The sequence below is a fragment of the Paenibacillus sp. FSL R5-0486 genome, assembly GCF_037975155.1.
GTDB classification, from domain to species: Bacteria; Bacillota; Bacilli; order Paenibacillales; family Paenibacillaceae; genus Paenibacillus; species Paenibacillus amylolyticus.
This window is the reverse complement of sequence record NZ_CP150237.1, coordinates 4748256-4763374: the sequence shown is the minus strand read 5'-3', so window position 1 is coordinate 4763374 and position 15119 is coordinate 4748256. Positions and strand designations below refer to the sequence as shown.

The window sequence follows — 15119 nt, the reverse complement described above, 5'->3', positions numbered from 1 at the left end:
AGAATCAAGATGTGTATAGAAGGAAGTATAAGCGTATACGGGCGGGGCAATCTATGGAGAAAGTTCATGGAAGGGTGAAGATAGACATGTTTAACCGCCATTCGGTACGTACATTATGGTTATTTGTGAGCATCGTGATTATTGGTGTTCCGGGTTGTGGATTAATCCAGCGAGATCAAACGCCTGAAGAGGTCTTTTCCTTGGCTTTATCGGGGATAGCGGGAAAAGAAACGTTGAGTTTTGAAGGAGAGGCAGGACTTCGACGGGAAAACAGTGGGCTGTTTGAGAATCAGTTCAAATTCGAAGGCAAGCTGGAGAATCATGATCGTCTGACCCTTCAGACCCGATTACCTGGAGAAGTAACTGCTGTGGGGACAGGCATTCAAGCAACTGCCGTAAAAAATAATGGACAGCCCAGTGGGTTTAGCGCCTCTTTCGAGCGGAAACAAGGGCAATGGATGGCATTGTCAGCGCAGCATGAGCCGCTGCGTGGGTCTCTTTCTCGTTTTAATCCAATTGCCCAATTGGAGAAGATCGATGGGATGCACAAAACCATTCAATCCGAGTATGGTGCTGGTCGTCGAACCAGAACATTACGGATTGAACTTGCACCGGAAGACGCCAAATCATGGGCTGTAACCCAGCTAAACGACGAGATGAACGCCATTCGGGCAGAATATATGCATAAGGCAGCTACGGTGAAAGGGACGCGTAAGGAGAAGCTTGAGAAGGATCTGGAGAAAGTTTGGAAACAGGGTGAAACCACGATGCAACAGATGATGAAACAAGCGAGCGTGCAGACGGTATATCATCTCACGGTAGATCGGAAGAGCAGTCTGCCTCTTCGCTTATCCTCTGAAAGTCAGATGAGTTACACGGACAACAACCGTAAAAGTAACAAAGAAGCCCTTGTCACCGATGTTAACTTCAAGTCATATCAATAAACGAAGTGAGGGACTGCCTACTGACGGGATGACTGTTCGCGTGCTACAATAGTATCGTAATTTACCGTTGTTCAATTCAAGTATGGCAGATGACAGGAGGATTTTACCAAGATGAAAGACCCAAGAATTCAAAAGCTTGCAGCAAACCTGGTGGGCTATTCAGTAGATGTACAGCCTGGTGAAAATGTATTGGTTGAGATGATTGGATCGGAACGTGATCTGATTAACGCCATTATTGAAGAGGTAGGCAAAAAAGGTGGTAACGTCTTTGTACAGTTGACTGATAAAACCGTACAGCGTGCGATGCTGAAAAATGCCACAGAAGAAATGATGAAAACATGGGCAGAGATTGATCTGAACCGTATGAAACAGATGGATTGTTATATCGGTATTCGTGCGGGAGAAAATGTGAATGATCTGTCCGATGTGCCGGAAGAAAAAATGAAAATGTACAATTCATTGTACTCCCACCCGGTACATAGTGAACAACGTGTCAAACATACGAAATGGGTTGTACTGCGTTACCCTAACGCAAGTATGGCGCAACTCGCCAATACAAGTACAGAAGCGTTTGAAGATTTCTACTTCGACGTATGTAACCTGGATTACGCCAAAATGGACAAAGCGCAGGACTCGCTCGCTAACCTGATGAAGCGGACGGACAAAGTTCGTATCACCGGACCAGGAACAGAGCTGAGCTTCTCCATTAAAGATATCGGTGCAGAGAAATGTTCTGGCCAAAAAAATATCCCGGATGGCGAAGTGTACAGTGCCCCTGTGCGTAATTCCGTGAACGGAACGATTAGTTATAACTCGCCAACCCTGTACAATGGAGTGACTTTTGAAAATATCAAGTTCACGTTCAAGGATGGCAAAATTGTTGAAGCGACAAGTAACGATACAGAGCGTTTGAATGAAATCCTGAATTCGGATGAGGGTGCTCGTCATATCGGTGAATTCGCGATTGGATTTAACCCGCATATTCTTCATCCGATGAAAGACATCCTGTTCGATGAAAAAATCGCAGGCAGCTTACACTTTACGCCAGGTCAGGCGTATGAAGAAACCGACAATGGCAACCGCTCGTCTATCCACTGGGATCTCGTATTAATCCAGCGTCCGGATTATGGCGGCGGGGAGATTTATTTTGACGATGTGCTGATTCGTAAAGACGGTATTTTTGTCATTCCTGAGCTGGAATGCTTGAATCCGGACCGTTTGAAGTAGGAACAGGATTTTGCTGTTGCTAGGAAAGCGGATTCACGGTATCATGTAGTGGTAATTAATAGATGATACCAATAGTAAAAAGACGGAGGGATTCCTATGTCGAGTAATAACGCGGCTGTAGTAGAAATTGCTCAAACAGCAGGCAAGTTTACTTCTTCAATCGTGCTTCATTCGGAGAACAAGTATATCGATGTAAAAAGTATTCTCGGATTGTTTACAACGCTGATCAGCACGCACAGCTATGAACTGCATGTTCATGGTCCAGATGCAGTTGAAGCAAAAGCAGCCATGTCAGAAGTATTTGCCAAGCATGGACTGAATGTAAGCATCGCATCTGAGTAATAGCTCTCAAGAAGCACCTTTGCCTTTTTTGGCAGGGGTGTTTTTTGGCATGGAATGATCTGAATACTCGTCTGGACGTGACTGGAACAGGTGGATTAAGCTTCAACAAAAGGCTTAACTTTGCGGGCTTATTTTGGTCAGGTTCTTGTATTAGCTCTTCATTTCGTCTAATATTAGAGGTAGAACGTCTTTACGCGATTTTTGGGACATAGGGGGGAAAAATGCATGACTTCATCTGATCTGCAGGACCAGCTGAGTTTGAAAGCGATCAGTCTTCTTCAAGAAGATGCAGATAAAATACAGAAGCTTATTGAAGTACAGATGGAGAATCTGGCTACCCGCTACTGCCCTCTCTATGAGGAAGTATTGGATACACAGATGTATGGGTTCTCCAAAGAAGTTGATTTTGCTGTTCGTGCAGGGCTCCTTCCAGAAGGTGCAGGTAAGCAGCTGGTTAGCGCGCTTGAGCGGAATTTGGCAATTTTATATGAAGCCTTGAACAAGAAGAATGAGCAATAGCCTGCAAATGCGCGGGTCAGAATAGAAGGCATGCAGGCGTTTATGCATGCTTTTTTTGTGCGTCTGAACGGGATGGGGATACAAGCCAGCCGGAAGGCGTATACAAACAAAGAGACAGCACCAGATGTAAATTCGGGCTGCCTCTTGTGGCTTGTATATTTTAATCATGGCTACGTGAGGGCCTAGTTACACCAGGAAGAAGGATACACCGAGTATGATATATACGACGAGCAGGAGTAAACCTTCGTACCAATTCGTTGAACCATCTTGGGTAATGGACTTCGCAATAAATACGGATACGCCGATGGCGACCAGTTCAATCGTTGTGAATACGATATCCATGGTTCTGCCTGTGAAGTAGCTGACAAAAATCAGTACAGGAGCAACGAAGAGTGCGATCTGCAAGCTGCTGCCGACGGCAATTTCAACGGCGGCTCCAATTTTATTTTTCATGGCAAGCATGATGGCTGCACTGTGTTCGGCCGCATTACCGATGATGGCCACAAGGAATGCACCGACAAACAGTTCGCTAAGTCCAAATTCCGAAGTGAAGACTTCGAGCGTGCCCACCAGCCATTCACTGACGAAGGCAACCATGACTGTTGCGAGCACCAGATAGAGGATTGATTTTTTCTTGGACCATGCCGGAGCATGCTCATGAGGTAGCTCTTCATCGCGATCCTCAGTGACGTCTGCGAGGTAGTTCTTATGTGTCACCATGGAGAATAGCAACCACGCAATATACGCGAGGATGAGCAATCCGGCCACGATGAGACTAAGTGTATTGGTGTCTTTCTGTGTAATGGAATGTGTATTGAGAAAGACTGCCGGAATAAACAGGGCAATGATGGCAACAATCATCAGGGAACCATTCAGACCTGCAAGTGAAACATTATAATTCTGAATTTTGAACTTGAGTCCTCCGGCAAAAATACTTAACCCGAGCACTAATAGCAGATTTCCGATGATAGAACCTGTCAGACTAGCTTTGACCATGTCGAAGAGTCCCTCTTTGACGAGGAAAATGGCGATGATCAATTCGGCAGCATTGCCGAAGGTGGCATTCAAGAATCCTCCCAGCCGCTGTCCGGCGTAGTGGGCCACATTTTCGGTGGCTTTGCCTAAAAAACCGGCCACAAAAATAACCGAAATGGCTGATATCACGAACTGTAGAATCGAATCCCATTTCAAGTAGTGGGCGATGGCACTGAGTGCAAAGAACGCAATCAGCAAAATGGATGAAATCCGGTTTCTCACAACAAACACCTCGGTTATAAATTATTTTGTTTTTGAATTACACTGTAAATCGCTTATGAGATTATTTTCATATTTCAATATAACCAAATGGTGGTAGGTTGTAAACGCATCTTTTTGAGTTTAATTTGCTTTTTGGGGTGGAAAGGATTTAAAATACGAGTAACGAAGTGAAGGAGGATGTGGCATGGCAGAACAACTTCAACTGGAGAGCGGAAACATCCGGATTGCCGATGACGTGGTTGCAAAAATTGCCGGAATGGCTGCAATGGAAACACCCGGAATTGCCGCAATGTCTGGAGGATTGTCAGAGGGCTGGGCGAAGCGACTCAGCGGTAAAAACGTACAGAAAGGCGTGAGCGTTGAGGTCGGCCAGCTGGAAGCAGCCATTGACCTGCGCATCATCGTCCTGTACGAAACCCCGATTCATGAAGTTTCCCGTATGCTTCAGCAGAATGTAAGAGAAGCGGTAGAGACCATGACCGGATTACGCGTGGTTGAAGTCAATGTAAAGGTAGAAGGCGTATCTTTCAAAGGCGACGATCTGTAGAAATCGCAATCCGCAATGGAGGACAGAACGATATTGACCTGTTCTTCATCTTGATAGACAGAATTGTACCGAGTACACAGAAAAAGGCTGCGCATCCATTAGGTGCACAGCCTTTTTTGTGTTGTTTTTTATCGAATCCGACGGATGGACTCCCGTGAACGAAGAGCAGGAGAGGTACGAGTCTGTGTCTGTACAGTTACGGACTTCGTTTTCTCTTCCTTGATCACGTCCAGATTGTTGGTGCGTGAGATACTGAGCAGAATGCCCATGGCAACCATCATCACAAAGAGTGAGGTACCCCCATAACTGATAAATGGAAGCGTGACCCCCGTCACCGGAATGGTCTGAGTTACACCACCAATGTTGATAAATGCCTGAATCGCGATCAGTCCCATGATACCTATGCCGACCAATGTTCCGAATGGATCGGGACAGCGAAGAGAGACAATGATTCCTCGCCAGATGAAGTACAGGTAAACAAGCAGGAATAAGGCACTTCCGATGAATCCGAGTTCTTCCCCGATTACGGAGAAAATAAAGTCATTATACGCGTTTGGCAAATAATGCAGCTTCATCGTACCTTGTCCAATCCCGGAACCTGTCATGCCACCATCACCAATGGCAACAAGGGAACGGTAAAGGTTAAGACTTCCGCCATTAATATCGGATAATGGATTTAAGAAAGCTTGAATACGTCCGATCTTGTAGTTCTGCTCCGCAGTCACTGCTGTTGCAGCAGTCGTTGTGTCGGAAGGAGACATGGAAGAAAACAGGGAGTTCGCTCCGAACGCCAGTGCTCCACCGAGTACAACCAAGAGAATCGAACCCAGGATATGTTTCATACTGGCTCCACCGGCATAGATCAAGAGACCACAGGTGGACACCAGGATGAAGGTGGTACCGAAGTCTGGTTGCAACATAATCAGTCCTGCGATGAATCCAACGATGAACAGGACGGGAAAATACCCTGTCTTGAGAACTCTAAATTTCTCGCCTTTTTTGGTAATCAGAGCAGAGAGGTACAGAATAATAGCAATTTTGGCAAACTCGGCAGGCTGAAGACTGAAGCCGACAATTTCAATCCAGCTTCGGGCACCGTTTACCTTCTTACCTGCGACCAACACAATGAGAAGCAGTACCGTAGTGAACAGAAAAAATGGTGCATAGAGCTTTTTGTACTTGTTGAAGCGGATATTCATGGCAAAAAACATGCCAAATAGACCGATAATCGCCCACATAAGTTGTTTTTTCGTGAAGTAAAGGGCATCATTGTTAAATTTTTCGCTTGCGATTGCAATGCTGGAACTGGAGCTGAATACCATCACCAGTCCAAAGCCCACCAACAATAAAGTGAGGATTAGCAGTTGAAAATCCGGCGTGCCTCTCTTCGTTTTCGTTTGGGCCGTTTGTTGTTTCATCGTTTGGCCCAGCCTATGCTTCCAGCAGTTCTTTAAGCTGCTGTAATTTTTGGGCTGCCAGCTTCACGACTGGTTGCGGAACGGAAGAGTCATAATCCAGGCCGTGAGGGAAAGTGGCTTTGCCAAGGTATACTGCTTCAACAGCAAGAACGGTATCCGGTTTTTCCAATTTGCCTTCCACAGCGCGGGTATTAATGCGTACAAAGTATTCTGAGTTGGTTAGTTCATCTTCAATTTTGTAGTCATATGTAGCACGGTAATATTCCCATTGCCACCGGACAAATCCGACTTTCTCGGCGCTCTCATCCAGGTATGCCAAGTCGCTCTTCAAGCCATCCAAGCCTGTATTCTCAAAAATCATAAGCGTTTGATCCTCCTCATAAGCTTCCGAGTATAATTTCTCGAGTATTTCTCTAGTTCATGATAGTATGTTTCCCCTTCCCGTGCAAGCTTTCCAAAGGCGTTTCGTATCGGTTTTCTTCCAATTCTGCTACAATATACAGCAATAGGTTTGAAGAGGAAGGTTCGGGCTTGATCCAAGTCCCGTTCAAGATTGAAAGGGTGGAGAGACATGACTAATAATATATGGTGGGAAGATCTGCAGATCCACATGGTGGAATGGCGGCGTCACCTTCATCGCAATCCAGAGGTTTCCTTTCATGAGGAGAAGACATCCTCTTTTGTAGCGGATATGTTGGAGAGCTTTGGCGTTGAAGTGAGGCGTCATGTTGGTGGCCACGGGGTCATCGGTACCATTCGTGGGGACAAGCCGGGTCCTGTCGTCATGTTGCGAGCTGATATGGACGCACTGCCAATTCAGGATGAGAAGAATATCGAGTATGCATCACAACAAGCAGGAGCAATGCATGCATGCGGCCACGATGGTCATATCTCAATCTTGCTCGGTACGGCATTGTATTTCAGCCGTCACAAGCAGGAGATCCAAGGCGAGATTCGTTTTTTGTTCCAGCCAGCAGAAGAACTGCTTCCGGGTGGTGCAGTTCAGGTCATTGCGGATGGTGCGCTTGAAGGCGTGGATGTCATATATGGCATTCATCTGTGGACTCCGCTGCCTGTAGGTGTTGTTGCCAGTAAAGCAGGACCGATGATGGCGGCGGCGGACGATTTTTACATTGAGATCAAAGGCAAAGGTGGACATGGCGGGATGCCACAATCCACGATAGATAGTCTTATCGCGGGTTCTGCGCTTGTGATGCAGCTTCAGACCGTTGTCAGTCGTTCGGTTGATCCATTGCAACCCGCGGTGCTGACCATTGGTACAATGCAGGCGGGCTCGGCTCAGAATGTAATTGCAGAGCAATGCAAAATGAGCGGTACGGTAAGAACGTTTGATGAAGAGACCCGAAACGGGATGAAAGAGCGCGTGCTTACCATGGTAGCCCAGACAGGGGCAGCATATGGAGCAGAGACGCAAGTGAAATATATTATGGGATATCCGCCTGTGGTGAATGATGAACAAGAGACAGCACGTTTCTTCAGAGAGGCTACAGAATTATTTGGGGCAGAACGAGTGCAAGCATCCCCGATGCTGATGCCAGCGGAAGATTTTGCGTATTATCTGCAGAAGGTTCCAGGGTGCTTTATGTTTGTTGGAGCAGGTAACCCGGATAAAAATGCGATCTATCCGCATCATCATCCGATGTTTGATTTTGATGAAGACGCGATGCAGACGGCCGTGAGATTATTTATCGCCATGGCTAAAGGTTACACAGCCGAATGACTTTAGATGCAGTTGGGCATCCTGTTCATACCGAGGTATGGGCAGGATGTTTTTTTTGTGGATTTTATAGATGTTGTTCAAAAAGTCCACTTTTCGGTACTGAAAACTAGACTTTTTGAACGTGCACTTTATAGAGGTTCATTTTCGGAAGTTGCCGGAACTGGACTTTTTTGTGATAGGAGGAAGGCTCCAAATGGAAGAAACAGAACATACGGTAAGGACAGATGCTTGTATCGTTCAGCGAGATTTTACAGTTTTGCTGGAAGTTGGTCACCCCGGATTCGAAAGAGCAAGAGAGCAGCTTGGGATGTATTCAGAACTGGTTAAGACACCAGCAGCGTTTCATACCTACCGAATCACTCCGTTATCGCTCTGGAATGCGGCTGCGCTGGGATGGAATGCAGATCAGGTCATCGCAAGTTTGGAGCTGGTATCCCGCTGGAACGTGCCTGCTGCACTGATACAGGATGTTCGGAGAATCATGGATCAGTATGGCAAATTAAAGCTGCATTCCGAAGCAGATCACACCAGAATGCGTCTTTACAGTGAGGATGAGCGGTTGCTGGATGAATTAAGTGGATTGAAAACAATAGCTGCCTTTCGCATGGAACGTAAGGACGCTCATGAACTTCTGCTCCCAGGAGAACAGCGAGGGTTATTAAAAAGGGAATTAACACGATTGGGTTACCCCGTACTTGATTACGTGGGATATCGGGAGGGAACCAAGCTTTCATTTGATTGGCGGTCTAATGATCCGGGGGACCACTCTGAGCGGTTTGCGCTGCGTTCTTACCAGAGAGAGGCTGTGGATGCATTTGAAGGCAGTGAGGGCATGGGAGGAAGCGGTTTACTCGTACTTCCTTGCGGGGCAGGAAAAACAGTCATTGGCATGGCCGTGCTGGAGCGGCTTCAATGTGAATGCCTTATTTTGACGTCTAATACAACGTCTGTGCGACAGTGGATTCAGGAAATTCAAGACAAAACCACGATTACCAGCGAACAGATCGGTGAGTATTCCGGTCAGAAAAAACAGGTGAAACCTGTGACTGTAGCTACATATCAGATTCTTACACACCGGAAATCAAAGGATGCTGATTTTACCCACATCAAACTGCTCAATGAGCGGCAATGGGGGCTGGTCATATATGATGAAGTACATTTGCTACCAGCACCAGTGTTTCGTGCAACTGCGGATATTCAAGCTACGCGAAGGCTGGGATTAACGGCCACATTGGTTCGAGAGGATGGCTGTGAACAGGATGTGTTTTCGTTGATTGGTCCGAAGCTCTATGATATGCCTTGGAAACAATTGGAGCAGCAAGGGTGGATTGCCGATGTACAATGTCAGGAGATACGTATCCCGTTTTCCCCGGAACTAAGATCAAATTATCTGCAAGCCGAGGTTAAACATCAATTTCGATTGGCTGCCGAGAATCCGGCGAAGGTACATGTAGTTAAGCGATTGCTGGAACGTCATCGGGATTTGCCTGCGCTAGTGATTGGACAATATCTGGATCAACTTGAGTTGATTGCCCGGGAAATTGAAGCACCTTTGATCTCGGGTACCATGTCACAGCAAGAGCGAATCAAGTGGTTTGCCGCTTTTCGACGTGGAGAGATTAAAACAATTGTGGTATCCAAGGTTGCCAATTTTGCTGTGGATTTGCCTGATGCTGCTGTTGCGCTTGAGATATCCGGGAGTTTCGGGTCAAGGCAGGAAGAAGCACAGCGTTTGGGGAGAATTTTGAGACCAAAAGCTGGAGAAAACAAAGCATATTTCTATGCGTTGGTATCAGAGGATAGTAAGGAACAGGAGTTTGCATTAAACCGTCAGATGTTCTTGGTGGAGCAGGGATATGAATATGCTATCGTTCATGAGAACGAATAGTTCATTTATACTCGCGAAAAGAGGAGGGATTGGGATATGTCTTCATTTGAAGCAATAGATGAGCCTGTGGTACTGAACCTTGATTCATGGTCAAAGCTTGCTTTGGTGGAACAAAAAGTGCTTGGTGCAATTTTTCACAAACATGCCGGTCAGCCTTTTTCCTCCCTCCTGCCACGAGAACAGTGGGCCATCGAAGGACTAAGTGTCGCAGAAGCCAAATCTTCATTCGCCAACCTTAGGCAGCAAAGATGGATTGAATCTGTATATAAGAGTTGGGGAGAGCAATTATTCTATATTCCTGCTTCGTTGATGGAAACATTGACGATTGCTTACGCACAAAAAGTGGGCATAACCGTTAAACAGATGGCACAGCATGCTCATGTATTACAGGAAGGAAAGCCGGATACTGCTGCGGAGCTTCTTCATCTGATCGCGTGGATTGAAAGAGAAGGACTTCCTTTGACAGGGAAGGGCACTATACATAAGAAAAGTGTTCAAAAATTAAGTGTGATCACGGTGTTATCTTCGACAGACTTTGAAGGTCTGGGCATCCGATATGAACATTCGGATTTGTATCCGACCCACGTAGCGATCCTTCTCGATCTACTGCTCAGTCTGAATCTCATTCAGAAGTCAGATAGCCAAATTCAGATTGTAGATCATCGATTACAAACATGGTTGAAGCTCTCGTGGAGACAGATGCATCGGGAGGTATATCAAGCGTGTATGGAAAGATACGGAGAAGCTGAACCCGCGTTGCAGCATTTCCGTTATCAATTGGCAGTGTTTGCTCCAGAAAAAAACATATGGTGCCATATAGAGAATTCGGAATTGAAACCACGGATCAGGGGCTGGCTATACGCACTGGCCGGCTGGGGTTATGGTGAAGTAGGAGAAGATCAGTCGGGAGCGCTGGCATTCCGTTGGCTGATCGAACCGCATAGCCTGTTATATCGAGAACAAGAGATGGTAAGTGAGGCGGAGCCGTGTGGATTTTACATGCAGCCTGATTTCGAAGTGTTGGTACCGCCGGAAGCAGGGCCTGATGTGATCTGGATGCTGGAGCAATGCGCAGAACGGGTGACGCGTGATCGAATGTCCATTTACCGTATGACAAGAGAGCGATTCATTTCGGCCTTAGCCAGAGGGTATGAATTACATGAAGTGATAGAGTTTCTGGATCAATATGCGCTGACAGGCATACCAGAGAATGTACGTATTGCGTTAGCAGATTGGGGCAAGGAGACGAATGCTGCACCATTGATTGTAGATAGAAGTATGGAGGTAATAGAGGAAAGTACAGGCTCCGCAGATGATCCGAAGTTATTAGAGAAAGATATGTTGAGCGGTGTATATTCTTCTTTCTACACACCCGATAATCAAGGTCTGGTTGATGTCCCTGCATCTCTGCATGGGTTGGAGCGTGATCATTCTGTTATTGAGAAGAAGTTCTCTCTGTTGGGATTTGAGGAGATACCGGAGACCTGGTACAAGGAGTGGCGTCGATATCATAGTTCAACCGCCCGACAGATTGCTGCCAAAGCCATTGAGTGGCAGACCAAGCTGGGGATACAACAGGAAAATCGTACGCAATACCTCATTCCACATCAGGTAGAGGGTCATGAACAATGGACTTTAAGCGGTTGGTGCATGTTGGATTCAAGTGAAAATACATCAGAGACGGAATGGCGTACATTCTCCCCGTCAGATTGGGATACAATGCGTCTTATCCTGCCAGATGATGTCATAACCTGACTATTTCACGTGAATATCAGGTTGAAAGGCGAATTTTCGAGTTCCCCCTATTTCTAATTGCAGGAAAAACTCTTCTTAACTATTCATGGATATGCTATGATGAGGTAGTCTACGTTAAGTAGAACTTTATATATAGATAGGATGAATATTTCATGAGCGTAGCGGAAATGAACACGGTCGATATGGCCCAAGTGTTAACGGGCGCATATGAACTGGGCGACATGATTAACCAATCTGCCGAAGTATCGGATTATTTATATTGGAAGCAGCAAGTCGAGACTACCCCTGAGATTCAGATGGGGATTCGGAAGCTGAATGCCAAGAAGGAATTGTTTGAAGAAACACAGCGTTTCGGTCATTTTCACCCGGATTATCATGCAGCAAAAGACCAGGTGAAGGCTCTGGAACAGGAGTTGGAAAATTTCGAGGCGGTAATCCGCTTCAAACAGGCAGAGAAGTCCCTGGATGATATGTTATTCCAGATGTCAGAGACCATTGCATTTGCAGTGTCAACGACCATTAAAGTACCGAGCAATGACCCGAATCCGAAGGGCGGCTGCGGTAGTGGCGGCAAGTGTGGTTGCAGTTAAGTAATCATTATAGAAGGGCGGGGAACGATGATGTTTGCGGAAAGGACAGGATTCATTATTTGGGTCAGTGATTTGAAGGCTGCCCGTAATCTCGAAAAATATGGCACCGTGCATTATATCTCCCGCCGTATGCATTATGTAGTCATGTATGTTAATGCAGAACGGGCAGATGATACGATGAAAAATGTGAAGCGACTTTCCTATGTGCGCAAGATCGAACGCTCGTATCGTAATGAGATCAAAACCGAGTATGCCAGCAAAACGATGGACAAAACGAGCTTTTACGGAATATAGAAGAGAAACTGGAGGGACCCTTTGGGGTCGCTCTTTTCTTGAATTATACACAAATTGGCTATTGTGAAAAAAAGTTAAACTTACGCCTTGAGGTTGCGGGACTAATGTTGTAATATATTTGGTAATAAATAGATAGAAAGTCCTATCTGGTGGAGAGTGATTCCCATGCGTGATAAGGTGATGCAACGTTGGAGCACCTACGAGCCGTTTTTCGTGGCTCTTGGAGACAAGAAAGTGGCCGACATCGTCATTACCCATCATGCCAAGATGCGGTATGCAGACCGTATTGAGCCTGCACGTAGTGATGATGACCATATTGCGGCGTGGTTATGGGAGTGTCTGAAGCAGGACCGTATAACACCATACTACCGTAATGAACAGGACGTCTACCTGATTGATGAGGATCTGGTGGTGGTCGCCGAATTTTCCGAACTTGAAGGAGAATATGATATTGCGGGCAACCCGCTGCACAAAATGATTGTAGTTACGTTTCTGGGACGTATGTCGGAGACCATTGAGTTGAGGGACCTGAAATCATATTATTCATGGTTAAGACATTCAAGAAGAATGACGTTGGTCAAAAATAGTCGCAAGCATAAGTAAGCCCGAGTAGATTCAATATGTTGAAATCATAGATTCAAGGATTATTGCATGCAGACAAGCTGCATGCTTTTTTTGTTGCCAAGCGGGAAATCGGCTACAATGTAGAGAGTGTAATCGAAGAGGGGCGAAGATATGAATTTTCACCAATTGCATATTTTTTATACGGTAGCAGAGAAGGGGAGTTTCTCGGCTGCTGCACAAGCATTACATATGACTCAACCGGCAGTAACGATGCAGATTCAATCATTGGAGGACTATTTTGGCACCAAGTTATTGCATCGTTCCACCAAAAAAATAGAATTATCCGAGGCTGGCCGGACTTTATTACCTCATGCGAAACGGAGTGTAGAGCTGGTCAGACAGACGGACGAAGCGATGTCGGCGTTTACCCAGATGTTACAGGGCCGACTCCAGCTGGGAGCCAGCTTAACGATCGGGGAATATGTGCTTCCACGCATGCTCGGACCATTTGCACTTCAGTATCCCGATATTTCAATTGTCATGAAAGTGATGAATACAACGCAAATTATGGATGATATATTGAAGCACCAGCTTAATTTTGGTCTGATTGAAGCGCCAGTGCACCACCCGGACATGATTGTGGAGCCTGTCATGCAGGACGAGCTGAAACTGATTGTACCTGCCGGACATGATTTGGCTAAGCGTAGCAAAGTGAATATTGAGGATGTAATGAATTATCCTTTTGTGCTGCGTGAGAAGGGCTCGGGTACTCGTCAGGTGATGGAAGACCAATTGCAAAAGAAAAAGATTGATCCACAGGATATGAATGTGGTGATGGAACTTGGCAGTACAGGAGCGGTAAAATCGGCCGTGGAGGCAGGGGTAGGTATTACGATGTTATCTCCTTCTTCGGTGCAGCATGAACTGGCTCTGGGACTTGTTCATATTGTGGATATCCGCGGACTCGAATTCAAAAGGCAGTTCTATGCCATCCATCTAAAATCGTCCTTGTTGCCCCTGTCAGCAGTCGCTTTCCTGAATTATCTGCGTCAGCAGGAGCAGCCTAAGTCGGTACATAAGACGGGGAAGGCATAATAGTTGGCAACATCAATGGTAGATAAGATTAAATCATAATCAATTTACACAAAGGAGCTGTTGATCATGGATCAGCGCCAAGGACGCTGTGATCTTCATACGCATAGTCAGGCTTCCGATGGAATGCAGCCACCTGCTGATAATGTGAAGCTTGCCAAACAAAAAGGGCTATCTGCGGTTGCCCTAACGGACCATGATACAGTAGCTGGTGTAGCGGAAGCACAGCAAGCGGGAAAAGAGTACGATATTGATGTTGTTGCCGGAGTGGAGATCAGCACCCGGGCTGGCGGCAAAGATATTCATGTACTGGGCTATTACGTTAATACGGAGGATGAGATATTCCTGCAACGGTTGGCCGGAATACGAGAAGCGCGAGATGAGCGGAATCATCTGATTATCGCCAAGCTGCAAGAACTCGGGCTTGATATAAGCTGGCAGGAGGTACTGGATGAGCTGGGACGACCGTTAGAGCCGGATGAGAGTATTGGCAGACCTCATATGGCCGATGTGCTGGTGAAAAAAGGCTACGCTGTTGACATGCGGGATGCATTTGATCAGTATCTTGCTGAAGGCAAGCCAGGCTTCGTATCTGTACCCCGCGTTGCACCAGAGGATGCGTGTGAGTGGATCAGAGCCGCAGGTGGAGCCGCTGTGATTGCCCATCCGGGTCTCTATAACGATGATGAGTTGGTGCGACGTATCATCGAAGACTCTCATCCAGATGGCATTGAGGTGTTTCATTCGGACCATGGCCCAGAAGAGGAACGCAGGTATGGTAAGCTGGCCAAGGAATACGACCTCATTGAAACAGGTGGATCTGATTATCATGGTAAACGGCAAGGTGTTGTTTTCCACGGGGATCTTGGTAGCAAGACCGTAACAGTTGATGTGTTGGAAAGGCTGAAGGCAGCTGCTTCACAGCAAAGGGGAGAGTAAGC

Annotated in this window: 16 protein-coding genes; 13 read left to right on the top strand and 3 right to left on the bottom strand. The window is 46.3% G+C overall.

Annotated features, from left to right (window positions below; all coding sequences use genetic code 11):
- Window positions 1-53 precede the first annotated feature (53 nt).
- The 4 genes from MKY01_RS21215 (at window position 54) to MKY01_RS21200 (ending at window position 3032) form a co-directional block, all read left to right on the top strand.
- The gene (locus tag MKY01_RS21215) at window positions 54-944 is read left to right on the top strand and encodes a hypothetical protein (RefSeq protein WP_339283425.1); all 891 of its coding nucleotides are present in this window, start codon (window positions 54-56) and stop codon (window positions 942-944) included.
- A 111-nt stretch (window positions 945-1055) separates the two neighbouring features.
- Window positions 1056-2171: an aminopeptidase gene (locus MKY01_RS21210; protein WP_076328038.1), complete on the top strand. Its 1116-nt coding sequence runs from the start codon at window positions 1056-1058 to the stop codon at window positions 2169-2171.
- Window positions 2172-2267: 96 nt separating this feature from the next.
- Window positions 2268-2513 carry an HPr family phosphocarrier protein gene (locus tag MKY01_RS21205; protein ID WP_036614658.1) on the top strand — a complete coding sequence of 82 codons (246 nt, stop codon included), beginning with the start codon at window positions 2268-2270 and terminating at the stop codon, window positions 2511-2513.
- Between the two features lie 225 nt (window positions 2514-2738).
- Window positions 2739-3032 (top strand): YlaN family protein, encoded by a 294-nt coding sequence (locus MKY01_RS21200; RefSeq protein ID WP_036614657.1) that lies wholly within the window; start codon window positions 2739-2741, stop codon window positions 3030-3032.
- A gap of 186 nt (window positions 3033-3218) precedes the next feature.
- On the opposite strand, the gene cax is transcribed toward MKY01_RS21200, so the two are convergent.
- Window positions 3219-4289, bottom strand: coding sequence for a calcium/proton exchanger (gene cax / locus MKY01_RS21195; RefSeq protein ID WP_036674882.1), 1071 nt, complete (start codon window positions 4287-4289; stop codon window positions 3219-3221).
- Between the two features lie 184 nt (window positions 4290-4473).
- On the opposite strand from cax, the gene MKY01_RS21190 reads away from it, so the two are divergent.
- Entirely contained in the window at window positions 4474-4836 is a 363-nt protein-coding gene (locus MKY01_RS21190; RefSeq protein WP_017687428.1) for an Asp23/Gls24 family envelope stress response protein, read from the top strand.
- A gap of 128 nt (window positions 4837-4964) precedes the next feature.
- On the opposite strand, the gene ftsW is transcribed toward MKY01_RS21190, so the two are convergent.
- Window positions 4965-6254, bottom strand: a complete 1290-nt coding sequence (gene ftsW / locus MKY01_RS21185; protein WP_127545425.1) for a putative lipid II flippase FtsW — start codon at window positions 6252-6254, stop codon at window positions 4965-4967.
- 13 nt (window positions 6255-6267) lie between these two features.
- Window positions 6268-6615 carry a YugN family protein gene (locus tag MKY01_RS21180; protein ID WP_036614650.1) on the bottom strand — a complete coding sequence of 116 codons (348 nt, stop codon included), beginning with the start codon at window positions 6613-6615 and terminating at the stop codon, window positions 6268-6270.
- A 210-nt stretch (window positions 6616-6825) separates the two neighbouring features.
- Here MKY01_RS21180 and MKY01_RS21175 point away from each other — a divergent pair, with 210 nt between their 5' ends.
- The 8 genes from MKY01_RS21175 (at window position 6826) to MKY01_RS21140 (ending at window position 15117) form a co-directional block, all read left to right on the top strand.
- Window positions 6826-7995 carry a M20 family metallopeptidase gene (locus MKY01_RS21175; protein ID WP_076318910.1) on the top strand — a complete coding sequence of 390 codons (1170 nt, stop codon included), beginning with the start codon at window positions 6826-6828 and terminating at the stop codon, window positions 7993-7995.
- 193 nt (window positions 7996-8188) lie between these two features.
- Window positions 8189-9883 carry a DNA repair helicase XPB gene (locus MKY01_RS21170; protein ID WP_339283424.1) on the top strand — a complete coding sequence of 565 codons (1695 nt, stop codon included), beginning with the start codon at window positions 8189-8191 and terminating at the stop codon, window positions 9881-9883.
- A 36-nt stretch (window positions 9884-9919) separates the two neighbouring features.
- Window positions 9920-11638, top strand: a complete 1719-nt coding sequence (locus tag MKY01_RS21165; protein WP_339283423.1) for a helicase-associated domain-containing protein — start codon at window positions 9920-9922, stop codon at window positions 11636-11638.
- Between the two features lie 152 nt (window positions 11639-11790).
- Entirely contained in the window at window positions 11791-12228 is a 438-nt protein-coding gene (locus MKY01_RS21160) for a YlbF family regulator (protein ID WP_036614642.1), read from the top strand.
- 30 nt (window positions 12229-12258) lie between these two features.
- The gene (locus tag MKY01_RS21155; protein ID WP_026080981.1) at window positions 12259-12522 is read left to right on the top strand and encodes a YlbG family protein; all 264 of its coding nucleotides are present in this window, start codon (window positions 12259-12261) and stop codon (window positions 12520-12522) included.
- A 165-nt stretch (window positions 12523-12687) separates the two neighbouring features.
- Window positions 12688-13125 carry a hypothetical protein gene (locus MKY01_RS21150; RefSeq protein ID WP_017687436.1) on the top strand — a complete coding sequence of 146 codons (438 nt, stop codon included), beginning with the start codon at window positions 12688-12690 and terminating at the stop codon, window positions 13123-13125.
- Window positions 13126-13257: 132 nt separating this feature from the next.
- Complete coding sequence (locus MKY01_RS21145) at window positions 13258-14181, top strand: selenium metabolism-associated LysR family transcriptional regulator (protein WP_036614641.1); 924 nt, start codon at window positions 13258-13260, stop codon at window positions 14179-14181.
- Between the two features lie 66 nt (window positions 14182-14247).
- Window positions 14248-15117: a PHP domain-containing protein gene (locus tag MKY01_RS21140; protein WP_339283421.1), complete on the top strand. Its 870-nt coding sequence runs from the start codon at window positions 14248-14250 to the stop codon at window positions 15115-15117.
- Window positions 15118-15119 lie beyond the last annotated feature (2 nt).